The 22,755-nt window shown below is 62.9% G+C and carries 24 protein-coding genes and 1 tRNA gene; 16 read left to right on the top strand and 9 right to left on the bottom strand.

Annotated features, from left to right (window positions below; all coding sequences use genetic code 11):
• The 3 genes from ABE093_RS03320 (at position 1) to ABE093_RS03310 (ending at position 2,034) form a co-directional block, all read left to right on the top strand.
• The gene (locus tag ABE093_RS03320; RefSeq protein WP_430759419.1) at positions 1-813 is read left to right on the top strand and encodes a cytochrome c1; all 813 of its coding nucleotides are present in this window, start codon (positions 1-3) and stop codon (positions 811-813) included.
• Between the two features lie 61 nt (positions 814-874).
• Entirely contained in the window at positions 875-1,516 is a 642-nt protein-coding gene (locus ABE093_RS03315; protein ID WP_430760074.1) for a glutathione S-transferase N-terminal domain-containing protein, read from the top strand.
• A gap of 20 nt (positions 1,517-1,536) precedes the next feature.
• Positions 1,537-2,034 (top strand): ClpXP protease specificity-enhancing factor, encoded by a 498-nt coding sequence (locus tag ABE093_RS03310; RefSeq protein WP_430760073.1) that lies wholly within the window; start codon positions 1,537-1,539, stop codon positions 2,032-2,034.
• Positions 2,035-2,052: 18 nt separating this feature from the next.
• Here the strand turns inward: ABE093_RS03310 and ABE093_RS03305 are convergent, their stop codons facing one another.
• The 4 genes from ABE093_RS03305 to ABE093_RS03290 are packed head-to-tail and all read right to left on the bottom strand — an operon-like array spanning position 2,053 to position 4,610.
• Positions 2,053-2,406, bottom strand: a complete 354-nt coding sequence (locus tag ABE093_RS03305; RefSeq protein WP_430759418.1) for a DUF3301 domain-containing protein — start codon at positions 2,404-2,406, stop codon at positions 2,053-2,055.
• The gene (locus tag ABE093_RS03300) at positions 2,403-3,425 is read right to left on the bottom strand and encodes a DUF2272 domain-containing protein (RefSeq protein WP_430759417.1); all 1,023 of its coding nucleotides are present in this window, start codon (positions 3,423-3,425) and stop codon (positions 2,403-2,405) included. Before ABE093_RS03300 ends, ABE093_RS03305 begins: the two co-directional genes overlap by 4 nt.
• Positions 3,426-3,462: 37 nt before the next feature.
• Complete coding sequence (nadC, locus tag ABE093_RS03295; RefSeq protein ID WP_430759416.1) at positions 3,463-4,347, bottom strand: carboxylating nicotinate-nucleotide diphosphorylase; 885 nt, start codon at positions 4,345-4,347, stop codon at positions 3,463-3,465.
• A complete protein-coding gene (locus ABE093_RS03290; protein WP_430759415.1) occupies positions 4,344-4,610 on the bottom strand; it encodes a Trm112 family protein in 267 nt (88 codons plus the stop codon). The genes nadC and ABE093_RS03290 overlap by 4 nt, the downstream gene beginning before the upstream one ends.
• 65 nt (positions 4,611-4,675) lie before the next feature.
• On the opposite strand from ABE093_RS03290, the gene purE reads away from it, so the two are divergent.
• Positions 4,676-5,182, top strand: a complete 507-nt coding sequence (gene purE, locus ABE093_RS03285) for a 5-(carboxyamino)imidazole ribonucleotide mutase (protein WP_430759414.1) — start codon at positions 4,676-4,678, stop codon at positions 5,180-5,182.
• Positions 5,179-6,327, top strand: a complete 1,149-nt coding sequence (locus tag ABE093_RS03280) for a 5-(carboxyamino)imidazole ribonucleotide synthase (RefSeq protein WP_430759413.1) — start codon at positions 5,179-5,181, stop codon at positions 6,325-6,327. Before purE ends, ABE093_RS03280 begins: the two co-directional genes overlap by 4 nt.
• A 4-nt stretch (positions 6,328-6,331) precedes the next feature.
• Here the strand turns inward: ABE093_RS03280 and ABE093_RS03275 are convergent, their stop codons facing one another.
• Both ABE093_RS03275 and ABE093_RS03270 read right to left on the bottom strand, forming a co-directional pair.
• Entirely contained in the window at positions 6,332-6,835 is a 504-nt protein-coding gene (locus ABE093_RS03275; protein WP_430759412.1) for a hypothetical protein, read from the bottom strand.
• Between the two features lie 101 nt (positions 6,836-6,936).
• Positions 6,937-7,515: a Fe-Mn family superoxide dismutase gene (locus tag ABE093_RS03270; RefSeq protein WP_430759411.1), complete on the bottom strand. Its 579-nt coding sequence runs from the start codon at positions 7,513-7,515 to the stop codon at positions 6,937-6,939.
• Positions 7,516-7,600: 85 nt separating this feature from the next.
• Here ABE093_RS03270 and grxD point away from each other — a divergent pair, with 85 nt between their 5' ends.
• The 5 genes from grxD (at position 7,601) to ppnN (ending at position 14,159) form a co-directional block, all read left to right on the top strand.
• On the top strand, positions 7,601-7,921 hold the full coding sequence (grxD, locus tag ABE093_RS03265; protein ID WP_430759410.1) for a Grx4 family monothiol glutaredoxin: 321 nt from the start codon (positions 7,601-7,603) through the stop codon (positions 7,919-7,921).
• A complete protein-coding gene (locus tag ABE093_RS03260) occupies positions 7,918-8,646 on the top strand; it encodes an SDR family NAD(P)-dependent oxidoreductase (protein ID WP_430759409.1) in 729 nt (242 codons plus the stop codon). The genes grxD and ABE093_RS03260 overlap by 4 nt, the downstream gene beginning before the upstream one ends.
• Positions 8,643-9,242 carry a YhgN family NAAT transporter gene (locus tag ABE093_RS03255; protein WP_430759408.1) on the top strand — a complete coding sequence of 200 codons (600 nt, stop codon included), beginning with the start codon at positions 8,643-8,645 and terminating at the stop codon, positions 9,240-9,242. Before ABE093_RS03260 ends, ABE093_RS03255 begins: the two co-directional genes overlap by 4 nt.
• A gap of 173 nt (positions 9,243-9,415) precedes the next feature.
• On the top strand, positions 9,416-12,637 hold the full coding sequence (locus ABE093_RS03250; RefSeq protein ID WP_430759407.1) for a TonB-dependent receptor: 3,222 nt from the start codon (positions 9,416-9,418) through the stop codon (positions 12,635-12,637).
• Positions 12,638-12,743: 106 nt separating this feature from the next.
• Positions 12,744-14,159: a nucleotide 5'-monophosphate nucleosidase PpnN gene (ppnN, locus tag ABE093_RS03245; RefSeq protein WP_430759406.1), complete on the top strand. Its 1,416-nt coding sequence runs from the start codon at positions 12,744-12,746 to the stop codon at positions 14,157-14,159.
• Positions 14,160-14,163: 4 nt separating this feature from the next.
• On the opposite strand, the gene ABE093_RS03240 is transcribed toward ppnN, so the two are convergent.
• Positions 14,164-15,189, bottom strand: coding sequence for a sensor histidine kinase (locus ABE093_RS03240; RefSeq protein ID WP_430759405.1), 1,026 nt, complete (start codon positions 15,187-15,189; stop codon positions 14,164-14,166).
• A gap of 134 nt (positions 15,190-15,323) precedes the next feature.
• Between ABE093_RS03240 and ABE093_RS03235 the strand changes: the two genes are divergently transcribed.
• Genes ABE093_RS03235 through ABE093_RS03210 form a run of 6 tightly spaced genes read left to right on the top strand, consistent with a single transcriptional unit; the run spans position 15,324 to position 21,958 of the window.
• Positions 15,324-15,863, top strand: a complete 540-nt coding sequence (locus ABE093_RS03235; protein WP_430759404.1) for a GspH/FimT family pseudopilin — start codon at positions 15,324-15,326, stop codon at positions 15,861-15,863.
• A gap of 7 nt (positions 15,864-15,870) precedes the next feature.
• Complete coding sequence (gene pilV, locus ABE093_RS03230) at positions 15,871-16,317, top strand: type IV pilus modification protein PilV (protein WP_430759403.1); 447 nt, start codon at positions 15,871-15,873, stop codon at positions 16,315-16,317.
• On the top strand, positions 16,314-17,366 hold the full coding sequence (locus tag ABE093_RS03225) for a prepilin-type N-terminal cleavage/methylation domain-containing protein (RefSeq protein WP_430759402.1): 1,053 nt from the start codon (positions 16,314-16,316) through the stop codon (positions 17,364-17,366). The genes pilV and ABE093_RS03225 overlap by 4 nt, the downstream gene beginning before the upstream one ends.
• Positions 17,363-17,914 carry a pilus assembly PilX family protein gene (locus tag ABE093_RS03220; protein ID WP_430759401.1) on the top strand — a complete coding sequence of 184 codons (552 nt, stop codon included), beginning with the start codon at positions 17,363-17,365 and terminating at the stop codon, positions 17,912-17,914. The genes ABE093_RS03225 and ABE093_RS03220 overlap by 4 nt, the downstream gene beginning before the upstream one ends.
• The gene (locus tag ABE093_RS03215) at positions 17,914-21,507 is read left to right on the top strand and encodes a PilC/PilY family type IV pilus protein (RefSeq protein WP_430759400.1); all 3,594 of its coding nucleotides are present in this window, start codon (positions 17,914-17,916) and stop codon (positions 21,505-21,507) included. The genes ABE093_RS03220 and ABE093_RS03215 overlap by 1 nt, the downstream gene beginning before the upstream one ends.
• Positions 21,508-21,520: 13 nt before the next feature.
• A complete protein-coding gene (locus ABE093_RS03210) occupies positions 21,521-21,958 on the top strand; it encodes a type IV pilin protein (RefSeq protein ID WP_430759399.1) in 438 nt (145 codons plus the stop codon).
• 58 nt (positions 21,959-22,016) lie between these two features.
• Here the strand turns inward: ABE093_RS03210 and ABE093_RS03205 are convergent.
• Positions 22,017-22,093, bottom strand: a tRNA-Asn gene (locus tag ABE093_RS03205).
• A 36-nt stretch (positions 22,094-22,129) separates the two neighbouring features.
• Positions 22,130-22,687, bottom strand: coding sequence for a GspH/FimT family pseudopilin (locus ABE093_RS03200; RefSeq protein WP_430759398.1), 558 nt, complete (start codon positions 22,685-22,687; stop codon positions 22,130-22,132).
• Positions 22,688-22,755 lie beyond the last annotated feature (68 nt).

Below are 22,755 nucleotides of genomic sequence, written 5' to 3'. Positions count from 1 at the left end.
ATGACACCGAAGAACATGCTGAAGTCGCTCGCTGCATTCGCTTTGCTGGGCCTGCTGTCCGCGCCGGTGCTGGCGTCGGAGGATGGCGTCGAACTGCAATCCGCGGGCACCGACCTCACCGACAAGGGTTCGCTGCAACGCGGTGCCAAGGACTTCCTGAGCTACTGCGCCGGCTGCCACTCGCTGAAGCACCTGCGCTACTCGCGCCTTGGCGACGATCTCGGCCTGTCCGAGCAGGAAGTGATGGACCAGCTCAATGTCACCGGCGTGAAGAACGTCGGCGAGCCGATCCTGGCGTCGATGACGCCGGAAATGGCCAAGGCCGCGTTCAACAAGGAACCGCCGGATCTTTCGCTGATCGCACGCGTGCGCGGCAGCGACTGGATCTACACCTACCTGAAGTCGTTCTACCTCGACCCGACCCGCCCGGTGGGCTGGAACAACACGATCTTCCCGGGTGCGTCGATGCCGAACCCGCTGTGGTCGCTGCAGGGCACCCAGCAGCCGGAATACACCGCGAAGGTCGCGACCGGCGAGAAGGACGAGAAAGGTCAGGCCATCATGGCTTGCCCACACGGCACCACCGATACTGACCAGGGCTGCATCAGCCGTTTGGTGGTGGCGTCGCCGGGCACGCTGAAGCCGCAGCAATTCGACCAGGTGGCGCGCGACATCACCACCTTCCTCGAATATGCCGGTGAACCCGCGGGTCTGAAGCGTCCGGCGATCGGCGTGTGGGTGCTGGCGTTCCTGGCACTGTTCACGTTCTTGGCGTGGCTGCTCAACCGCGAATACTGGAAGGACGTGCACTGAACGGTGCACGCGACGATGGCTCCGGCAATGGCCGGGCCAGGAGGAGAGATTGATGATGACGATGGCACCCGCAGGCGGACCGCGTTCGCGCAACACGCTGACCCTGTATTCCGCGCTGGACGACGTGGTCTGCCATCGCGTCAGGTTGGTACTGGCGGCGAAGGGCGTGACCTATGACCTCGTGCCGGTCGATCCGCAATCGCCTCCGGAAGACCTGATCGACCTCAACCCGTACCAGTCGGTGCCGACCCTGGTCGAGCGCGACCTGGTGCTGTACGCGGCGTCGGTGGTCAGCGAATACCTCGACGAGCGCTACCCGCATCCGACCCTGATGCCGATGGATCCGATCTCGCGCGCCCGCGTGCGTCTTGCGATGCTGCGCATCGAGCACGATTGGGTGCCGCAGGTGCAGGCGATCCAGCTCGGCAACAAGACCCAGGCCGAAGCCGGCCGCAAGCGCCTGTCGGAGCTGCTGGTGCAGTCGATCCCGCTGTTCAAGGCCAGCAAGTTCTTCCTCAACACCGAGATGAGCCTGGCCGATTGCGCGATGGCGCCGATCATCTGGCGCCTGCAGGCGCTGGACGTGCCGCTGCCGAAGGACGGCAAGGTGATCGAGGATTACGGCAACCGCATCTTCCGCAACCCGGGCTTCACCCGCAGCCTGACGGAAGCGGAAAAGAAGCTGCGCGCGCTGCCGGAGTGAGTGGCGACGCCGACCTGGGGATGACCAGCCAGCGCCCGTACCTGTTGCGGGCGATCTACGAATGGATCGTCGACAACGGCATGACGCCGCACGTGCTGGTGGACGCCAAGCGTCCCGGCGTGAGCGTTCCACCAAGCACGATCCGTGACGGACAAGTGGTGCTGAACATCGCCGAGCGCGCGGTGGGACAGCTGCGCATGGACAACGACCTGATCGCCTTCAACGCGCGTTTCGGGGGTGTCAGTCACGCGGTGTTCGTGCCGATCGACGCGGTGCTGGCGATCTATGCGCGCGAAACCGGGATGGGCATGGCCTTGCCGCCGGATGCGGAAGTCGCCGGCGATGGTGCCGAATCCGCGGAAGATGCCGACGGCGATCACCAGGAATCGTCCGCGCCGCCTGCGATCTCGCCGTTGCGCAGCGTGCCGAGCGATGCCTCGCCCGATGACGCTGGCGACGACGAGCCTTCGCCGACACCGCCGCCGAAGCGCGGCGCGCATTTGAAGATCGTCAAGTAAGACGCGATCCCGCTGCGCTCAGTGCAGCGGCGGGCTGAAATCCGCGACAACCACTGGTTCCGGGCGCGTCGGGCCGGCGAATTCCACCAACCGGTCACCCAGTAGCACCAACTGCCCAGCGTGGCGATCGTTGCCGTCGCTGGAGTACTCGAAGCGGAAGCGGCGCTCGAGTTTCAGCCAGCCATCGCCGGGATCGCGGCGCAGGCGGATGCCGGCGCTTTGCACGCTCTCGTCCAACCATTGCACCTGCGCGGCATTGCAGGCATTGCGCCCGAGTTCGCGCGCGCGATCGTAGGCGCCACGAGCGGACTGCCACCACCAGAAACCGATCCCGAACAGGATCAGCGCGATGAGCGGTGCGGCGTCGCTCATGGATCGCGCAGGCGCAACAGCGCCGCCCAGTTCTGGCGATTGAAGCCGCAGGCCGATTCGTTGTCGGGCGAGCAACCGACCTGGAAGTCTTCCTCTTCCCCCTGCATGCCGATGTTGACCGGGCGCGGCAGCACCAGCAGGTTCTGCGCGTCGAGTTGCAGCTTGCGCAGGGTCACCGCGTTCTCGACATTGCCGCCGATGGTTTCGACGAAATGCCGGTTGAAGTCGGTGCGCACGACCACGTCGCAGTGCGCGGCCTGGTTGAGCGACGGATTGGCGGCAAACGCGGCGCGCAGGCCGTCATAGCCGATGATGGTGCGCGACAGGCGCACGTAGCACAGCAGGTCGCCAAGCTGGGGGCGCGAGATGGCGGGATTGATCGCGTAGTACGGCCCGCGATTGGCGAACGCATCGCGGATGTAATCGATGTGGCGCGGCGACGTGTGGAACCCGGGGATCTGCGCCTTGGTCATCACGTAGGAAATGAACGCCGCCGACCACGGCGTGTCGATGATGAAGCCGCGGCAATCGGAGCGAATGCCGGCAGTGACCATGCCAAAGGCCGATTCGCAGGCACTGGCGCCGGGGCGTCCGCCATCGACCATTTCGCCCAGGGTGTTGCCGTCGCGCCAGTACTCCGAGACCTTCTGCCAGGCTTCGGTGCCGTCGTTGAGGCGGGAGCGCTCGGCTTCGGTGACGGGCAGGGTGCGCAAACCGCCATCGATCGCGATGAAGGGCGAATACCAGTTCCGGTTTTCGCGCTGGGCGATTTCGAGAATGCGCTGCGCCGGTGTACCGGTGGGCACGTAGGCGCGCGGGGAGGGCGCAGGGGTGGGGATCGTTGATTGCGATTGCTGCTGCGCTTGCGTTGCAGTCGGTGGTATCGGCGTTTGCTGCTGTGTGGATTGCTGCGGTTGTGCAACCGGAGGCGCGGTTGGCACTGGCGTGATCTGCGACTGCGCCGATGCCGTGCCGGCCAGCAGCAGGGCTGTGAGCGCGAGGGAGATCCGGTTGGTCATGGTCATGATCCTTGGTTGGGTCCCCTTGGATGGAAAATCAAGCGAGGTGCGCCGGTACTGGCCCCAGTTTCATCGACAGGTCGATGGCGTGCACGTGCTTGGTGAGCGCCCCGATCGAAATGCAGTCGACGCCGTCTTCGGCGATGGCGCGCAACGATGCGAGGTCGACGCTGCCCGACACTTCCAGCGGAATCTTTCCGCCGAATTCGTCGTGGGCGATGCGGACCGCCTCGCGGCGCGTCGTCGCATCGAAATCGTCGATGAGGATGCGGGTGCAGCCGGTGGCCAACGCCTCGCGCAACTGCTCGATCGTTTCGACTTCGATCACCAACGGCAGCTGCGGAAAGCGCGCATGCGCGAGGTCCGCCGCCGCAGCGATGGAACCGGCGGCGCGAATGTGGTTTTCCTTCAACATCACCGTGTCGTACAGGCCGATGCGATGGTTGTGGCCGCCGCCCATCTGCACTGCGTATTTCTGGGCGATGCGCAGGCCGGGCAGGGTCTTGCGGGTGTCGAGGATCTGCGCGCGCGTGCCGGCGACGGCTTCGACGTGGCGCGCGGTGATCGTGGCGGTGCCCGACAGCGTCTGCAGGAAATTGAGGGCGGCGCGTTCCGCCGTGACCAGGGCGCGGCTGCGGCCGTGCAGGATCGCGAGCACCGTGCCGGCCTTGACGCGCGTGCCTTCCTCGACATGCCAGTCGATGCGGACATCGGGGTCGAGCGCGCGATGGCAGGCGTCGAACCACAGTCGCCCGGCGATCACCGCGTCTTCCTTGCACAGCAGGTAAGCGGTGTCGGCGCTGTCAGGCAACAGGCTGGCGGTGGCGTCGCCGCTGCCGATGTCTTCCGCCAAGGCGGCGCGCACGTTCTCCGCGACCACCGCCGGATCGGGCGGCTGCACGCTCGGTGCGACGAAACTCATCCCTGCGCCGGTCCGGCCAGCGATCCCGCGTCCAGCGCCTCGTCGGGCAGCAGCACTGGGATGCCGTCATCGACGCGATAGATGCGCTTGCCATCGCGGGTCACCAGCGCCTCGCGCAGGGCGTCGGTCTGGCGATGCCCGCCGAATTGCACGCCGGACTGGCCGATCGTCGTATTGAGGGCCTTGAGGCGCTCGCCATCGAGTTGGGCCAGCGGCTGGCGCGTGACCGGGCAGACCAGGATGTCCAGCAACTTCTTGTCCATGCGACGGAATTGACGGAATGCGGGGAGAGAACCGATAGAATACGTCTTTAATCGTGGAGACGGCGATGAGCGGCGATCACCCGGCCCCCTTGGTGGGCATCGTGATGGGTTCGCGTTCCGACTGGGAAACCATGGTGCATGCGGCGGAGAAGCTGCAGGCGCTGGGCATTCCGCACGAGGTGAAAGTGGTTTCGGCGCATCGCACGCCCGACGTGCTGTTCGATTACGCCGGGAACGCCGCGTCGCGTGGCCTGCGCGCGATCATCGCCGGTGCCGGTGGCGCCGCGCACCTGCCGGGCATGCTGGCATCGAAGACCGCGCTGCCGGTGCTCGGCGTTCCTGTGCAGTCGAAGGCTTTGAACGGCCTCGATTCGCTGCTGTCGATCGTGCAGATGCCGGCCGGCATTCCGGTCGCGACCTTCGCCATCGGCCATGCCGGCGCCGCCAATGCGGCGCTGTTCGCGGCGGCGATGCTGGCGACGACCGATGCGGATATCGCGAAATCGCTGGCGGCGTTTCGCCAGAAGCAAACCGATGACGTCAAGGCCGCGGACGATCCGCGCATCGCATGACAACGGTTGGCATTCTCGGCGGCGGGCAACTGGCCCGCATGATGGCGTTGGCGGGCGCGCCGCTCGGCCTGCGTTTCCTCGTGCTCGACAGTGTGGTCGATGCCTGCGCCGGGCAGTTCGCGCCGATGGTGGTCGGTGACTACACGGATGAAGCCGCGCTGGCCGAATTCGCCTCGCGCATCGACATCGCCACCTTCGATTTCGAGAACGTGCCGGCGCAGTCCGCACAATGGCTGACCGATCGCGTGCCTGTGTTCCCGAATCCGCGTGCGCTGGGATTGACGCAGGATCGCCTCGCCGAGAAAACCCTGTTCCGCGAACTCGGCATTCCCGTCCCCGATTTCATGGACGTGCCCGATCGCGCGGCGCTGGATGCGGCGGTCAAGACCATTGGCGCGCCGTGCATCCTCAAGACGCGTCGCCTCGGCTACGACGGCAAGGGCCAGTTCCGCCTGCGCGACGATCGTGCGGAAACGCTCGATGCCGCGTGGGATGCGCTGGGGGCACAGGCAAGCCGCACCGGCCTGATCCTCGAAGCCTTCGTTCCGTTCGAAGCCGAAGCATCGGTGGTTGCAGTGCGTGGTCGCGACGGCGAATTCCGTGCCTGGCCGCTCACCCGCAACTGGCACGTCGATGGCGTACTGTCGGCGAGCCTGGCGCCGGCGGGATTTCCCGTCGAGCTAGAAGCACAGGCGACTGCGTATGCGCGCACCCTGGCGGAGTCGCTCGATTATGTCGGCGTATTCGCGCTGGAACTGTTCGTGCGCGATGGCAGGTTGATGGCGAACGAGATCGCGCCGCGCGTGCACAACTCCGGTCACTGGACCATCGAAGGCGCGGAAACCTCGCAGTTCCAGAACCACTTGCGCGCGGTGCTCGGATTGCCGCTCGGCAGCACGCGCATGGTCGGGCATGCGTGCATGCTCAACTGGATCGGCAGCATGCCCGATGCGAATCCGGTACTCGCGGAGATCGGCGGCCATTGGCACGACTACGGCAAGGAAGCGCGCGCCGGACGCAAGGTCGGCCATGCGACATTGCGCGACGATTCGACGCAGGCGTTGGCAGATGCGTTACGGCGTGTCGGTGCTGCGTTGGGGCGTGACGATCAGGTCGCGCCGGTCATCGAGGCGTTGCGCGCCTAGCGCTTCACGCTGCCGGCGGATGCTCGCCGAGTTCGCGCATGCGCACGATCAAGCCGATGTTGTAGACCAGCGTGTAGCTGATCAGCACGGCCGCGATGGCCATGGTCAGCACGCTCGGCTGCTGTTGCGCGCCGGTCATTCCGCCGCCCTGGGTGAAACGCCAGATCAGGCGTCCCGCCAGCGCCAGCGTGAGCAGGCCGCCGATCCACGGATTCGGGATGTAGGTGCGCACGCCATCGCGCCATTCGGCATGGGTGTGGCGCAGGCCGAGCCATCCCAGCACGACGCCTGCAGCCAGGCCGCCTGCCATCGGCAATGCGGCATGCGGCACGAAGACCGCAGCGAGCGCCAGCATCACCGTCACCACCGAGATCAGCGCAAGGCGGAAGTAGGTGCGCTTCGGCTGCCACGCCTGCGGGCCGAAATTGCGGCGGACGCGACGATAGAACATCCATGCAATGAACACCGGCATGGCGTAGGGCAGGAGTTGCTGGGACTGGAAGGTCATGGGGCGATTGGTAGGCGGGACTCGTCGGCATCCTGCCACAACCGCATGTGACAACGGCCGGGAGTCCCGGCCGTTGCTGGTCCAGCGATCGCGACGCAGGCTTACTTCAAGTTGCCGGCGATGAAGTCCCAGTTCACCAGGCTCCAGAAGTTCTCCATGTACTTCGCACGCAGGTTGCGATAGTCGATGTAGTAGGCGTGTTCCCACACGTCGCAGGTCATCAGCGGGGTGTCTTCGCCGGTCAGCGGGGTGGCGGCATTCGACGTGCTGACCAGCGCCAGCGAACCGTCCTTGCGCTGCACCAGCCACGCCCAGCCGGAACCGAAGGTCTTGATCGCGGTGTCGGTGAACTGCTGCTTGAAGGTCGCGAAATCGCCGAAAGCCTTGTTGATGCCGTCGGCCAGCTTGCCGGTCGGCTCGCCGCCACCGTTCGGCTTCATGCAGTTCCAGTAGAACGTGTGGTTCCACACCTGCGCGGCGTTGTTGAACATGCCGCCCTGCGACTTCTTCACGATCTCGACCAGGTCCATCTTCTCGAACTCGGTGCCGGCGATCAGGCCGTTGAGATTGTCGACGTAGGCCTTATGGTGCTTGCCATAGTGGTAATCGATGGTTTCGCCGGAAATATGCGGTTCCAGCGCGGTGCGATCGTAGGGGAGGGCGGGCAATTCGATGGCCATGGGGAAACCTCGGGCAGGCGGTAGAATGTGCATTCTAGCGGACCGACCGTAAGTGGTCCGTGCATGCATATTCCCGGAGATCGTCATGTCCGTCATGGACCGCATCAAGGCCGATGTCGAAGGCCACCCCATCGTCCTCTTCATGAAGGGAACGCCGCAGTTCCCGATGTGCGGCTTTTCCAGCCGCGCGGTGCAGGCGCTCAAGGCCGCCGGCGCCGGCGAACTGTTCACCGTCAACGTGCTGGAAGATCCGGAAGTGCGCGCCAACCTGCCGCGCTATTCCAACTGGCCGACGTTCCCGCAACTCTTCATCAATGGCGAACTGATCGGCGGTTGCGACATCGTCAGCGAACTGTACGAATCGGGCGAACTGGCCCGGATTGTCAGCGAAGCCGGCAAGGCGTGAGCGACGCGCGTCGCCTCGACGGGCGCGTCGTCCTGGTGACGGGCGCCACCGGCGGGCTCGGCCGCGAGGCGGCAATGGCCTGCGCGCGCGAAGGCGCGACGGTGGTGATCCTCGGCCGCAAGCTGGCCAAACTGCATCGCGTCCACGATGCCATCGCTACCGAGGGCGGCGACGTGGCGATTTACCCGATGGACCTCGAGGGCGCCAGCCCTGACGACCATCTCGAACTGGCGGAAAAACTCGATAGCGAATTCGGTCGCCTGGACGGGCTGTTGCATTGCGCCGCGCACTTCAATGCGCTGGTGCCGTTCCCGCACAGCGATCCCGCCGACATCGCGCGCGCGCTGCACGTGAACGCGACCGCACCGGCGTGGCTGACCATGGCCTGCCTGCCGGTGATGCAGAAATCGCAGGACGCCGCCGTGGTGTTCGTCGTCGACGCGCCCGAGCGCTGCGAGCGTCCGTTCTGGGGCGGTTATGGCATGGCGAATCCGGCGCGTCGCGCGCTGGTGCCGATGCTGGCGGGCGAGTTCGTGCCGGAATCTCCCGTTCGCATCCATGGCCTGCAGCCAGGCCCGATGAAAACCGAACTGCGCGGTCGCGCCTGGATGGAGGATTTCGATCCATCCGTGCGCCTGCCCTCGGCCTATGCGCCGGCCTGCATCGAACTGCTATCGTCCGCGGGACGTCCGTTCACCGGCCAGATCCGGGTAGTGCAGGCATGACGCTCGCTTCCGCGGCATTGATGCTGTTCCTGATCCTCGATCCGCTGGGCAACGTCCCCGTGGTGCTGGGACTGCTGCGGCCCCTGCCCAGGGAGCGCCGGCGGGCCGTCCTGGTGCGGGAAATGCTGATCGCGCTCGGCGTGCTGATGGTCTTCCTGTGGATCGGCCCGTCCGTGCTGCGGCTGATGCACCTCGACCAGCAGGCGGTCTCGATCGCCGGCGGCATCATCCTGTTCCTGATCGGCATCCGCATGATCTTCCCGGTCCCGGAAGGGATCATGGGCGAATTGCCGGACGGTGAGCCCTTCATCGTCCCCATCGCCGTGCCCATGGTGGCCGGCCCCTCGGGAATGGCGGCGGTGATGCTGCTGGGCACCGAGGATCCCGCCCATCAGCTGCAATGGAGCCTGGCCTTGCTGCTGGCCTGGGGCGGAACGGCGGTCATCTTGCTGTCATCCACCCTTCTTTATCGCCTGCTGGGAATGCGCGTGCTGACCGCCGTAGAGCGCCTGATGGGCATGCTGCTGGTGGCCATTTCCGTGCAAATGTGCCTTGACGGTATTCGCCAATACCTGGGAGCGGCGACAGGTAGCTGAACCTGTGCGGGCTGTCGGATATCCGGCAAGTCGTTGACATGGCACTGTCATGTCGCTCACCTAAGGTTTAACATGTCGTTAACCCTGCTGCCTGCCCGGGGAGAGCCCCCTGCATGCCTGCGGGATGTGGCGCGTCTACTTATTTCATGAATCGATTCCCAAGGGGGAACTGCATGTCGTCTTCCAATCTCCGACTGTCGAAGCTGAGTCTTGGTCTGTTCGCCGCACTGGCCGTCGCGCCTGTGTTCGCGCAGAGCACCTCATCCGGCGTCGCCGGTCGCGTGACCAATGCCGGTGGCCAGCCTGTTGCCGGTGCCGAAGTCACCATCATCCACGTCGAATCCGGCACCGCCAGCCGCGTGACCACCGACGCCAACGGTCGCTATGCCGCCAACGGCCTGCGCCCGGGTGGCCCGTACACCGTGAAGGTGCATTCGTCGACCGGTGACAAGACCCAGGAAGGCGTCTATCTGAGCCTCGACAAGGTGACTGCGGTCGATTCGACTGTTGGCGCTTCCGGTAGCGACCTCGGCACGGTGGTGGTGAGCGGCTTGCGCGCTTCGCCGCTGTTCTCGCCCGACAAGGCCGGCGCCGGTACCGACGTCAGCCGCCGCACCATCGAAGCCCTGCCTTCGGCCAACGGCAACATCCAGGACTACATGCGCCTCGATCCGCGCGTGACCTACATCGATCGCGCTTCCGGCAGCATCAGCGCTGCCGGCCAGAACCCGCGCTACAACGCAGTGCGCATCGACGGCGTTTCGGCCAGCGATACCTTTGGCCTGGAAGGCAACAACATGCCGACCCGCCGCCAGCCGGTGTCCATGGAAGCGATCGAAGCAATCAAGATCGATCTTTCGAGCTACGACGTCACCATCACCGGCGGTACCGGTGCGGTGGTGAACGCCGTGACCCGTTCCGGCACCAACCAGTTCCACGGCTCGGTCTACGGCCAGTATCGTGATGGCGATTGGTACGGCAAGGGTCCGGCCGGTTATCCGAACCTGACCTCGCCGGCGCAGGACTTCAACGGCTTCACCAAGGAAAAGACCTACGGCTTCACCCTGGGTGGTCCGATCGTGAAGGACAAGCTGTTCTTCTTCGTCAACTACGAGAAGTACAAGCAGGATGCCCCGGGCGCCGACATCGCCAACAGCGCGATTGGTGCCGGTCGCTTCACCGCCGCCGACATCGCCGCGGTCCAGCAGGCATTCCAGAGCCGTTATGGCGTCAGCGCCGGCGGCACCGACAGCAATGGCAATACCGACCTGACCGAGTATGCGGTCAAGCTCGACTGGAACATCAGTGATCGCCACCGTGCCAGCCTGCGCTACAGCGACCTGAAGCAGAGCAAGCTGCGCATCAACGGTTACGGCAGCACGGCAGGCGCGTCGCTGAGCTCGTACTGGTACCAGCACGACAAGGAAATCAAGACGACCGTCGCCCAGCTGTTCAGTGACTGGACCGAGAATTTCTCGACCGAAGCCAAGCTGAGCTATCGCGATTATTCCGCGGTGCGCAACACCCCGACCCAGGGCACGCCGTCGATCCAGATCTCGACCGGCACGCCCAACAGCCTGGGCGTCGGCCAGAGCCCGAATCTGTTCTTCGGCACAGAAGTGAACTCGCAGTACAACGACCTGTTCACCAAGACCTGGAACGCTTACGCCTCCGGCACGTATCACGCTGGTCCGCACGCGATCAAGTTCGGCGTCGATTACAGCACCAACAAGATCTACAACCTGTACGCGCCGTTCGTCGATGGCGGCCTGACCTACAATTCGGTCGCCGACTTCGTCAACAACGTCAAGCCGGCCCTGGCCAGCTATCGCTATCCGGTCGGTGGTGACCTCAAGAACATGGCTTCGGCCTACACCTACAAGACCACGGGCTTGTTCGTGCAGGACCAGTGGCTGGCGACCGATCGCCTGACCCTGACCTACGGTGTCCGCGCCGACAAGTTCGATGTCAATACGCGTCCCGCCTACAACCAGTATGCGTCGGCCTACTGGGGCTACGACAACAGCCAGGTCGGTGGTGGCAAGTTCCTGTGGGAACCGCGTCTCGGCTTCAACCTGAAGCTGTCGGATGACCAGATGGCGCAGATCCGCGGCGGCATCGGCCTGTTCCAGGGCGATTCCCCGGCGGTGTGGATGAGCAACGCCTACAACACCACCGGCCTCAACTACTCGCAGGTTGATACCTACAGCAAGGCTGGCGCAGCGTCGACGACTCCGCGCATGAACACCAACTTCGTGGCAGGCGACTTCAAGCAGCCGTCGAGCTGGAAGGCCAACCTGGCGTTCGATTGGGAAATCGGCAAGACCGGCATCATCGCGTCGGCCGAACTGCTGGCCACCAGCGTCAAGGACGCGCTGTACTACAAGCGCCTCGACGTGGGCACGCCGACGACGCATGGCCAGGATGGTCGTGATCTGTTCTGGAGCAAGACCAATACCGGTTCGGGCACTGCGCGCGCCAATGGTTATGGCAGCACCAACAAGATCAACGGCATGCAGATCGGCGACGTGCTGCTGCTGGACAACACCAACAAGGGTGCCAGCCAGCAGATGACCTTCAGCCTGAGCAAGCCGTACAGCAGCAAGAGCGACTGGACCTGGAACCTGGGTTACACCTTCACCAATGCCAAGGAAGTCGCCGGCCTGACCAGCTCCACCGCGACCTCGGGCTGGAACTACACCTACGTGTACAACGCCAACGAGAACGCCTCCAACCGTTCGCGTTACGAAATCCGCAATCGCTTCAGCGGCTACGCTGGTTGGCACCACAACTTCTTCGCCAACTACAAGACCGAAGTGGGCCTGGTGTATGAAGGCCGCAGCGGTCGTCCGTACAGCTTCGTGTACTTCAACGACATGAACGGCGATGGCCGCTCGGCCAACGATCTGTTCTACGTCCCGGCTGGCCCTGGCGACGTCGAGTTCGGTGCGCTCAACACCACCACCGGTGCGTACACCGCCAACCCGGCGATGGAGAAGGCGTTCTTTGATTACATGAATGCCAACAAGCAGCTGCGCCAGTACGCGGGTCGCGTGGCTCCGGCCAACGGCGGCATCGCACCGTGGGTCAACACCTTCGATCTGCGCATCAGCCAGGAATTCCCGGGCTTCTTCAAGGGCCACAAGTCGGAGATCGCGCTCGACATCTTCAATGTCGGCAACCTGATCAACAAGAAGTGGGGCCGCATCATCGACTACGGATTCTTCGCCAACCAGCGCATCGCGTCCTACCAGGGCATCGATCCGAAGACCGGCAAGTACGTCTACAGCTTCACCGCACCGGATCGCCCGACCGTGGCCAACGCCGATGCCGATGGCTTCAACGTTGGTGTCTCGCAGTGGTCGATGCAGCTGACCCTGAAGTACAAGTTCTGATCCATCGCGACACCTGCAACACCACGAAGGCCGGGGAAACCCGGCCTTCGTTTTTTCGTGGGCAGGTCGTGAGCCTGATTCCACGGAAGGGCGCTAGAATCGAAGCATGAATACGACAACGAAGAATTCCGGAACCGATCCGCAGCCCCTGGAAAGCCAGGCCAATACCACCGTCGATGCCAGCTTGTACCCCAAGGGCAGCCTCGACATCCTGTCCCGCGAGGAAGTCGCCAGGTTGCGCGACGCCTCGGCCGGCGGCATGCACGATCTCCTGCGCAAATGCGCCCTGGCGGTGCTGACCAGCGGCAGCGCCTCCGATGATCCGCATCTGGCCAGCCGCAAATATTCCGATTTCGACATCCAGGTCCAGCAGCAGGATCGCGGCGTCCGCATCGAACTGAAGAACGCACCGGCGATGGCTTTCGTCGATGGCCAGATCATTCGCGGTGTCGCCGACCTGCTGTTCTCGGTCGTGCGCGACATCGCGTGGATGGCGATGGAAATGGGGCCGGAAGACGCGAAGGAACTGGAGACTTCAGCAGGCATCACCGATGCGGTGTTCCGCTTGTTGCGCCACGCGCGCATGCTTCGCCACGGCGACCCCAACCTGGTGGTGTGCTGGGGCGGTCACTCGATCAGTCGCGAGGAATATCTCTACACGAAGGAAGTCGGCTACGAACTCGGCCTGCGCGGACTCGACATCTGCACCGGCTGCGGTCCCGGCGCGATGAAGGGACCGATGAAAGGCGCGACCATCGCCCACGCCAAGCAGCGCAGAACCAACCCGCGCTACATCGGCATCACCGAGCCCGGCATCATTGCCGCGGAATCGCCGAACCCGATCGTCAACAACCTCGTGATCATGCCGGACATCGAGAAGCGCCTCGAGGCGTTCGTCCGCGTCGCGCACGGCATCATCGTGTTCCCGGGTGGCGCAGGCACCGCCGAGGAAATCCTCTACCTGCTCGGCGTGTTGCTGCGCGAGGAAAACGCCAAGCTGCCGTTCCCGATGATCCTGACCGGACCGAAGGATTCCGCCGCGTATTTCGAGGAGATCGATCGCTTCATCCGGCTGACGCTGGGCGAGGAAGCGACGAAGCATTACCAGATCATCGTCGATGACCCGGTGGAGGTTGCGCGCACGATGATCGCCGGCATCCGCAAGGTGCGTGAATACCGCATCGAGCATCGCGACTCGTTCTACTTCAACTGGGCGCTGGACATTCCGTTCGACCTGCAGCGTCCGTTCGACCCGACGCACGAGGCGATGGCCGCGCTCGACCTGCACCATGGTCGTCGCCCCCAGGATCTCGCTGCCGACCTCCGTCGCGCGTTCTCGGGCATCGTCGCCGGCAACGTCAAGGAAGGTGGCGTGCGTCGCATCCAGGAGCATGGACCGTTCGAGATCCATGGCGATGCCGACATCATGGCCGCGCTTGACGACATGCTGCGCAGTTTCGTCGACCAGCGCCGCATGAAAATCTCGGGCGAATACAACCCTTGCTACAAGGTCATCCGCTGAGCGGTCATGTGTTGAGTGGAATGCGCGCGCGCGCGATGTAGCGTTCGCCTTCGATTCCCGCGTTGAAACTGCCGCCTGCCTCGCGCAGGCGCGCAGTGACTCCAGCCTGTCCGACACGATGACCGCGATCCGTACGCTGCGATGACGGATCGGGCAGGGGATTGCCAATTTCGACCACGACATCGTGGTCCTCTTCGGTGATGCGGACGGTCACCGTGCCGCCTTCCATGCGTGGTTCGATGCCATGGTGGATCGCGTTCTCCACCAGCGGCTGGATCGACAATGCCGGAAGCGCCAACTGCGGCAGCGTATCGGGTTCATGCCATTCCACCTGCAGGCGTGGACCGAAGCGCAGTTGTTCGATGTCGAGATAACGTCGCGTGAGATCGAGTTCGTCGGCAAGCGTGATCGTGCGTGGGCCGGACAGGGCGGCGCGGAATAGATCGGAAAGATCGAGCAGCAATTGTTCGGCGGCATCGGGGTGGGCATGGACCAGTGCGATGCCGGTATTGAGCGTGTTGAACAGAAAGTGCGGATCGACGCGCGCCTGCAATGCCAGCAGTTCGGCCTGCTGCGCCTGCCACGCGGCGCGCTGTGCGCTCCAATGGCTGCGCAGTGCCAGCAGTCCGAAGGCCGACATCGCCAGCAGACAGGCATAGAAGCGCAGGCCTCCCGTCAGCCAGGGCGAGCCGGGCGCTGCCACGATGCCGCCGATGGCTTTTTCGGCGAGGGCGGCGGACGCCAGCGTGACGACAAGCATCAGGGCCAGACTCAGGGCAATGACGCGTCCAGCGCCAAGCGCGATCAAGCGAGCGCGCAACAGATAAAGGGCGCCGAGTGTGAACAGTACGACCCACTGCACCACGAACGAGGTCAGTCCAAAACGCACCAGATAGGAGTCGTCCAACGGGGGGGCTGCCAGGGTCAGGATCAGTGCCAGCAACTCGCCGGCGGCGAAGATCGACAGCAGGGTAGCGGGTTGCCACAGGATGTCGATTGGGTGTTCGCGGGGTGGGGTTGGGCGATCCATGGCCCATGCTACGACGCCGACTGCCGTTCAGTCGCCCGATGGTGCCGCCTGTCGGATCCTGGCGGGGCCGGGACACGGGCGGGCTACCGTGTCCCTTGTGGAAAAAGGGGTTGGATGATTCGATGGGGCGACGCATGACAAGACGGGACGAACAGGGCTTCTCCCTGATCGAGCTGATGGTGACGGTGGCGATACTTGCGATCATTGCCGGAATCGCGGCGCCGAGTTTCGTCAATCTCATTCGTGGCAACAGGGTGACCTCGGCCGCGAATGAATTGGTCGCCTTGTTGCAGGTGGCGCGCTCGGGTGCGATCAGCAATCGTGCGACGGCAACGGTCTGCCCAAGCAGTGACGGCTCGACCTGTGCCGCCGCCACCGGAAACCGCTGGATCGCCACCATGACCAAGAATGGCGTGACGACCGTCCTGCGCGATTCGACCTTCTCGAGTGGTGTCGCGGTGACCGCCAGCGCCAATCTGTCCGGTGCCAACAACAAGCTCACCTTCACTCCGAACGGATTTTCGGCGGCTGGCGCCAACACCAGTGGGACCGTCGGTATCTGCGTCGGTGCACTCTCCGGCCAGAACGACATCGACGTAAGCGCGAATATTGGGCGCATCAGTACCGCGCGGCGTGCGGCAACTTCCGCCTGTACGGCGCCTGGCGACAATTGAGGCAATCATGAAGCAGAAGACTCCATTCCATGGTCGTCGCGCCCAGCAGGGCGTCGGCATGCTGGAGGTGATGATCGCCGTGCTCGTGCTGGCGATCGGCATCCTCGGCATCGCCGCGTTGCAGGCAATCACGCTGAAGAATACCGGTAGTTCCGCAAGCCGGACGCAGGCGGCGATCCAGGTGTATTCGATGATGGACATCATCCGTGCAGATCGCGCCAATCTCGGCACCTACAACACCAACATCTATACCGCCGGTGATGGAACGGGGACTGCCGGCACCATGATGGGCTGGCTGGATGGATTGAAGACCACGGTCGCTCCAGATGCCAAGGGCAGAGTCATCTGTGATGCCAATTCCATGATCTGCAGCATCGGTGTCCAATGGAGCGATGTGCGTGCAACCGGCGGAGCGGCCATCCCCGGCAAGATCGAGGTCACGAGCCAGCTATGAATCACACATCATCCAGCATCCGCGGATTGCAGCGCGGCTTCACACTAATCGAATTGATGGTCGCGCTCGTGCTGGGCTTGCTGGTCATCGGAGCTGCGGGCAGCATCTTCCTGTCGAATCGACGCGTCTACGGATCGACGGAAGCCATCAACCGGATCCAGGAAAACCAGCGAACCGCATTCGAACTGCTGGCGCGCGATGTCCGCGAGGCGGGTGCCAACCCATGCCAGCGGTTTACCTCGACCAATCGGCCGATCGTCTTGCAAACTGCACCGAACGCCACTTTCTGGACGCGATTCCCGGATGGCTTGTTCGGCGTCGACGGCACCGGTGCCGGCGGTTCCGACAGCATCACGCTGTATTCCGGAAACAATAGTCAATACAACGTGGTCCAGCACAAGTTGCCGACCGACCCGATCACCGTCAACAACACGACGGGGCTGACCAATGGTCAGGCACTGATGATCTGCAACACCGATTACGCGATCGTTTTTGCGGCGACGAGCATCACCGCGGGCGGCACTACGATCGGGCACGACGGCGCAGGAAATTGCGGCAAGGGCCTGACGCCGACACCGGATCTCACGCAATGTGCGGCGACGAATTCCGGGCCTGGCTATTGCTATCAGGTCCCGGGCGTCCCGCCTGGAACGCCGAGCGCGACAGACACGACCAATTGTCCCAAGGGAATCGGGCAGTCACCGGCTTTCGTACTGGTGCCTACGGATGCAGTATGGACAGTCGAGGCGAATAGTCGCGGCGGCAATTCCCTATATCGGACATTCGCAGGTGCGCGGAGTGAAATTGCCGAAGGGATCACGAGCCTGAGGGTGACCTACAGGGTTGGGACGACGCCCGCTTATGTCAGCGCCGCCAACGTGACAGCAGCCAATGCCTGGTCTCTGGTGACGGGCGTCCATTTGGCGATGACGTTCCAGGCGGCCCAGGGTGCGATGGCCCAAGGCGACAACAAGGGCACCGACAACAGCGTGCTGACACGCACCTTGGACGATTTCATCGCGCTCCGGAACCATCAGGACATCCAATGAACGACATGTCGAACATGACCCGGACGAAGGCTGGCCAATCGGGTGCGGCATTGATTGTCGTGCTGTTGTTACTGATCATCGTGACCCTTCTGGGCCTGGCGGCATTGCGCGGAGCAATCATGCAGGAACGCATGGCGGCGAGCACCACCGCGCGCAGCATGGCTTTCCAGGTCGCCGAGGCCGGTTTGCGCCAAGGCGAAGTTCTTGCCCGGGACAGCAATATCACCTTCCCGGCATCCGGGTGCTCCGCCGGTCGTTGTGCCATGCCAGTGCCGAATTCCACTCCAGCGTGGATGGCGAGCGGGTTCTGGGCGAGCGGAACTGGCTTCCAGACGGGAACTGCGGTTTCGACCAGTGCTGGAAATCTAACTCCGAAATTCGTCGTCGAAAACTTCGGGCAGACGACTGCCGGCGTTGGCAGTTCCAGCTGCATCGATGCATCAAAACCCTGCATCCAGTCGGTCGTTCAGAACGTCTATCGGATTACCTCTTACGCTTCCACGCCTAATGGCGCCGAAGTGATTCTCCAATCGCTGTACAAGCGCTGATGGAGCGCGCCATGAAGAATTTTCCAAAATCATCCCTGGCGGAACGCATTCGCAATGCAGCCTTCGCTGCAGTGGCGACGCTTGCAGGGTTGCCGGCGAATGCGGCGACCACGGCCTTTCCGCAATATCCGTTGCTCACCGGAGGAAGTTCGATTCCGCCGAACATCCTGTTGATCCTCGACGATTCTGGATCGATGTCATATCCATCGATGCCCGTGGATCAAAGCAGTCTGAACGACGATGTTTCGGCTCGCTCCTATATCAACAACACGGTTTACTACAATCCCAACAGGACATATTTGCCGTGGCGCACGGCGAGCACCAACCTGAGTACCCGGTTGGCGAACGCGGATTTCACCAACGCCGCAGGCAATGCCACCGGATTCGGCAATTACAGGGATCTGCGCGACACCTCGGAATCGTACTTCTACGTTCCGAAATCCGGAGTCTCCAATCCCGGCACGAACTCCAGCAACTACGATAAATACCGGATCGCGACATCCAGTTCCGCCAACAGTTACAACGGCGGTGTGGTGCAAATGCAGATTTCTTCCACCACGACACTGTTGAACGGTTCAATAGCGTCCATTTCCAAGAACAATTATTCGAGCTGCATAGTCGTCACCACCAACTCCGCCGACAGCGTGACCATCTCGACGTCCGGCGGCAGCGGGGATGGCGATTTGTACGTCTATTCAAGCGGAAATTGTTCCGGCGGAACCTATGACGTCAGCCAGGGCAACACTAATTCCGAGAGCGTAACTTACGGGACGCCTCCGGCAACGATCAGTTTCAGGATCCTTGCGTACGCGGCCGTCAGCAACATCAGCTACACGGTCACCGCAACCACCAACTGGCAGGATGCAACGCCCACCGGCCGTAGCCAGCAGGACGAACTGCAGAATTTCGCCAATTGGTATCAATACCATCGCACGCGCAACAAAATGGCCAAGGCCGGTGCTTCGGAGGCATTTGGTCGTCTCGGCAAAAATTATCGCGTCGGCTTCGATACCATCTGGAACCGGGATACCAGCGGCAATTCGATCGGAGTGACGGGTTCCACGCCCGCCTATCCCATTCCCGTCTCTTCCGACAACGGTTTGTTCGAAGATACGGGTTCGACGACGAACCGGACCACGTTCTATTCGAGACTGCAAGGTGCCGGCGCTAATGACGGTACTCCGCTCCATGGCGCGTTGGAACGCGCGGGGCGCTATTTCGCCACCGACGACCCCTGGAAGGATTCCAGCGGCAACAAGCTGACTTGCCGGCAGAATTACGCGATTCTGACGACCGACGGTTATTGGAACCAGAAGGACGGCTTCGATGGTTCCGCCATCCAGAAATATTCAGATGGCACGAAAGCGGGTGATGGCAAGGGCAATGTCGATTCCGGGGCGGGGTATCCCTACCAGGACAGCATCGCCTATACCCTGGCCGACGTGGCCTACTACTTCTGGAAGAACGATCTGCGCACGGACATGGCGAACAATGTCCGTACGAGCGCATCGGATTCCGCCAACTGGCAGCATATGGTCACGTTCGGCGTGTCGATCGGTCAGCAGGGCAATTATGATCCGGGTGGAAATCCACCGAACCCTTTCCCCGATGTCTGGCTCAAGGACAGTTATTCGAACTCGTCTTGGTCCAACAGCGATGGCAAGCAACGCATCGACGATCTCTGGCATGCCGCCATCAACGGCCATGGCAGTTTCGTGGTGGCGACGGACACCGACAAGTTCGCCTCGGCACTGCAGGCGGCACTTGCGACGATCGATGCGCGCAGCGCTTCCGGTTCCAACATCGCATCTAGCTCGACCAAGACGGATACGTCGACGCTGACCTTCGTCGCCGGTTTCACCTCGAGCACCTGGCTCGGCGACCTGATCACCAGTCCGTTCAACGCCGCATTGACGGGCGTGTCGACGAGCGCGCTGTGGACCTTGTCCAAGACCTTCGGCGCCGGAGGCGTCAACCAGGCATTCGCGAACCGCACCATTCTCACCAGCAAGGGAGGGACCCCGGCGCTTTTCGATACATCGGTTTCCGGGGCCAGTGATTTTGCAGCGAGGACGGGCTTGTCGGACGAGGTTTCCGCCGCCGACAATATTGCGTACCTGAAGGGGGATCAAAGCAAGGAGATCGGGAAGACGGGAGGCACTTTGCGTGCGCGCGCCTGGACGATCGGCGACATCGTCGACTCCTCGCCAGCCTATGTCGAGGACACCAAGACGGTGTATGTCGGCGCCAACGACGGCATGTTGCACGGCATCGATACCAGCAATGGCAAGGTGTTGTTCTCCTACGTGCCCAAGGGCCTGGATTTCGCCGCAATGGCCAGCCTGAGTTCGACCTCATACGACCACCGCTATTTCGTCGATGGTCAGATCGATGTGGTCAGCAAGGCGAATCAGGGCAATGGCAAGAACATCCTGGTCGGCGCACTGGGGCGTGGCGGACGGGGCGTGTTTGCGCTCGACGTCAGCAATCCCAGTACGATGTCGACGACCAACGTGCTGTGGGACAACACGACGCAAGATGCGACTGCCGACAAGGACATGGGCTATGTCCTTGGCCAGGTGCGTATCCGCAAGGGCAATGGCGGCAAGACCTATGCGTTTGTCCCCAATGGCGTCGATAGCCTCAACGGCTCGGCAACACTGTACGTCTATCAACTGGACGCGAATGGCGGCATCAGCGCCACCACAAAACTCGTCGCGGATGCTGCGGGCGGCAACGGAATGATGTCGCTGGGCATGGCCGATCTCAATGGCGACGGCACCATCGATACGGTGTATGGCGGCGACTTGAAGGGCAATGTCTGGCGTTGGGATTTCACGGGCAACAATCCGCCTTCGAGCGCCGTGAAGTTGTTCCAGGCGACCGACGGTACGAATCCGCAACCGATCACCGGCGGCATCGGCGTCGGGCGCGACAGCAATGGCAATATCTTTGTCGGATTTGGCACCGGGAAGTTCATCGCCGGCAGCGACTTGCCGGGCAATCCCGGGTATGTCGCGCAGACGCAAAGCATGTACGGGGTCGTCGATAAAGGAACGACGGTCACCGGCCGCGCGCAGTTGCAGAAGCGCACGATCCCGTTCACCGGTACCAATGCATCGGGACAGTCCGTCCGCGGCTTCGAGAATTATTCCGTCCTGTCTTCGGGCAAACAGGGTTGGTACATTGATTTCACCTCACCCGAAGAGGTCATTTCCTCGCCGACCGTCTATGGTTCCGCGATGTTCCTGGCATCCGTTATTCCAGCGAGCGGTAGTGATTGCGCAGGCGCGACCGGCAGCGGGTACATCAATGCAGTCGATCTGTTCACGGGAACCAGTCCGCCGTCCGGTGGGTATTTCACCGACGGGACTGTGGTCAAGGACTCCAATGGCAACGCTGGTGTCGTCGGATCGATCGGCGTGAGCGGCGGCATGCCGACGGAGGTCAACCTGACCAATTCGTTGGCGACGGTCGGCACCGGTGCATTCTCCAGCGACGGGACAGGGAACACGGTCAGCACCGGCATCAACACTCCGACGGGCGGTCGACCGAGTCGAGTCAACTGGCGCGAAATCGTTCCGAACAATTGATGGGATCACGAACGTGAATCGGCAAAAACTGAAAAACTCGGGTTTCACCCTGATCGAGCTGATGATCGTGGTCGCGGTGATCGCGATCCTCGCGGGAATCGCGTATCCCAGTTACATCGAGCACATCAAGAAGACACGGCGGTCGGCCGCAGCGGCATGCCTGCTGGAGCGAGCGCAATTCATGGAGCGCTTCTATACGACCAACATGGGGTATAACAAGGACTCGAGCGGTGCAGCGGTTGCCATTCCCAGCACGGCATGCAAATCAGATCTGGCGCCCTATTACGATTTCGGAACGGTAACGCCGGATACTTTTGCTACTACCACCTACACGCTCAATGCGACCCCGCAGGGCGCGCAGGCGAGCGATGCCTGCGGTACGCTCAGTATCAACCAGAACGGTACGAAATCGGTCTCCAATGGCAGCAAACCGGTAACGCAATGCTTCTGATCTGACAAACGCGACACAAAAACAAAACCCCGCCATCGGCGGGGTTTTGTTTTCAATCTGGCGCCCGAAGTTGGACTCGAACCAACGACCCCCTGATTAACAGTCAAGTGCTCTAACCGGCTGAGCTATTCGGGCGTGAGCCAATTAGGATAAATCGGCTGCCTGTGAGGGTCAACCCTGCACCGATGGGCAAGGTACGGCCCCGGCAGTCCGTTCCACCCGCACGCGCCCGGCATTGTTCACCACCAGGGCGCCATAGGCCTGACCATCGACGCAGGCGGTGATGGTGGCGTTGCTGCCATAGCTGAAGCCGGAGGGCAGGTAGCGCAGGGCGGTTCGGCCATCGGTGGAATGCAGCCAGAGATCCCCGTTGCGCGGGGCCTGATGGGTGCCGAGGACCTGTTCGTCGGCACCCAGGTGGCGGTCGTCGTTGCCGTCCACGAAGACCAGCCAGCCTTCGGTCCAGTCGCCGTCATCCATGCAGCTGGTGGCGTCGCGGCTGGGGCAGGCGGTGACCGCCTTGCCGCGGGAAATCGCGACCATGCGGGCAAGGGCGAGATCGGCGGTGAGGGCGTTCAATGCGGCGCTGGCGCGATGCCTGTGCAGCAGCCGGTTGAGGCTGGGGCCACCGATGCCGGCGATGATGGTGACGATCGCCAGGCCGGCCATCAGTTCGATCAGGGTGAAGCCGCTCTGCGATCCGCGCATGTGCACCGTCCGTGTGGGCATGGACATAGCCTCGATCGCACGGGCCACGACTGCTGCCAGTTCCTGACCCGTGGCCATGTCAGGATTCG

This window comes from Solilutibacter silvestris, from assembly GCF_050574925.1.
Lineage (GTDB): Bacteria > Pseudomonadota > Gammaproteobacteria > Xanthomonadales > Xanthomonadaceae > Solilutibacter > Solilutibacter silvestris_A.
Note: the sequence above shows the minus strand (reverse complement) of the source record. Positions and strands in the feature narration are given on the sequence as shown.

What these genes read in the sequence shown, in the direction of transcription:
- ABE093_RS03320 (WP_430759419.1), top strand. Translation starts at nt 1, where the DNA reads ATGACACCGAAGAACATGCTGAAGTCGCTCGCTGCATTCGCTTTGCTG.
- ABE093_RS03315 (WP_430760074.1), top strand. Translation starts at nt 875, where the DNA reads ATGGCACCCGCAGGCGGACCGCGTTCGCGCAACACGCTGACCCTGTAT.
- ABE093_RS03310 (WP_430760073.1), top strand. Translation starts at nt 1,537, where the DNA reads ATGACCAGCCAGCGCCCGTACCTGTTGCGGGCGATCTACGAATGGATC.
- ABE093_RS03305 (WP_430759418.1), bottom strand. Translation starts at nt 2,406, where the DNA reads ATGAGCGACGCCGCACCGCTCATCGCGCTGATCCTGTTCGGGATCGGT.
- ABE093_RS03300 (WP_430759417.1), bottom strand. Translation starts at nt 3,425, where the DNA reads ATGACCAACCGGATCTCCCTCGCGCTCACAGCCCTGCTGCTGGCCGGC.
- nadC (WP_430759416.1), bottom strand. Translation starts at nt 4,347, where the DNA reads ATGAGTTTCGTCGCACCGAGCGTGCAGCCGCCCGATCCGGCGGTGGTC.
- ABE093_RS03290 (WP_430759415.1), bottom strand. Translation starts at nt 4,610, where the DNA reads ATGGACAAGAAGTTGCTGGACATCCTGGTCTGCCCGGTCACGCGCCAG.
- purE (WP_430759414.1), top strand. Translation starts at nt 4,676, where the DNA reads ATGAGCGGCGATCACCCGGCCCCCTTGGTGGGCATCGTGATGGGTTCG.
- ABE093_RS03280 (WP_430759413.1), top strand. Translation starts at nt 5,179, where the DNA reads ATGACAACGGTTGGCATTCTCGGCGGCGGGCAACTGGCCCGCATGATG.
- ABE093_RS03275 (WP_430759412.1), bottom strand. Translation starts at nt 6,835, where the DNA reads ATGACCTTCCAGTCCCAGCAACTCCTGCCCTACGCCATGCCGGTGTTC.
- ABE093_RS03270 (WP_430759411.1), bottom strand. Translation starts at nt 7,515, where the DNA reads ATGGCCATCGAATTGCCCGCCCTCCCCTACGATCGCACCGCGCTGGAA.
- grxD (WP_430759410.1), top strand. Translation starts at nt 7,601, where the DNA reads ATGTCCGTCATGGACCGCATCAAGGCCGATGTCGAAGGCCACCCCATC.
- ABE093_RS03255 (WP_430759408.1), top strand. Translation starts at nt 8,643, where the DNA reads ATGACGCTCGCTTCCGCGGCATTGATGCTGTTCCTGATCCTCGATCCG.
- ABE093_RS03250 (WP_430759407.1), top strand. Translation starts at nt 9,416, where the DNA reads ATGTCGTCTTCCAATCTCCGACTGTCGAAGCTGAGTCTTGGTCTGTTC.
- ppnN (WP_430759406.1), top strand. Translation starts at nt 12,744, where the DNA reads ATGAATACGACAACGAAGAATTCCGGAACCGATCCGCAGCCCCTGGAA.
- ABE093_RS03240 (WP_430759405.1), bottom strand. Translation starts at nt 15,189, where the DNA reads ATGGATCGCCCAACCCCACCCCGCGAACACCCAATCGACATCCTGTGG.
- ABE093_RS03235 (WP_430759404.1), top strand. Translation starts at nt 15,324, where the DNA reads ATGACAAGACGGGACGAACAGGGCTTCTCCCTGATCGAGCTGATGGTG.
- pilV (WP_430759403.1), top strand. Translation starts at nt 15,871, where the DNA reads ATGAAGCAGAAGACTCCATTCCATGGTCGTCGCGCCCAGCAGGGCGTC.
- ABE093_RS03225 (WP_430759402.1), top strand. Translation starts at nt 16,314, where the DNA reads ATGAATCACACATCATCCAGCATCCGCGGATTGCAGCGCGGCTTCACA.
- ABE093_RS03220 (WP_430759401.1), top strand. Translation starts at nt 17,363, where the DNA reads ATGAACGACATGTCGAACATGACCCGGACGAAGGCTGGCCAATCGGGT.
- ABE093_RS03215 (WP_430759400.1), top strand. Translation starts at nt 17,914, where the DNA reads ATGGAGCGCGCCATGAAGAATTTTCCAAAATCATCCCTGGCGGAACGC.
- ABE093_RS03200 (WP_430759398.1), bottom strand. Translation starts at nt 22,687, where the DNA reads ATGCCCACACGGACGGTGCACATGCGCGGATCGCAGAGCGGCTTCACC.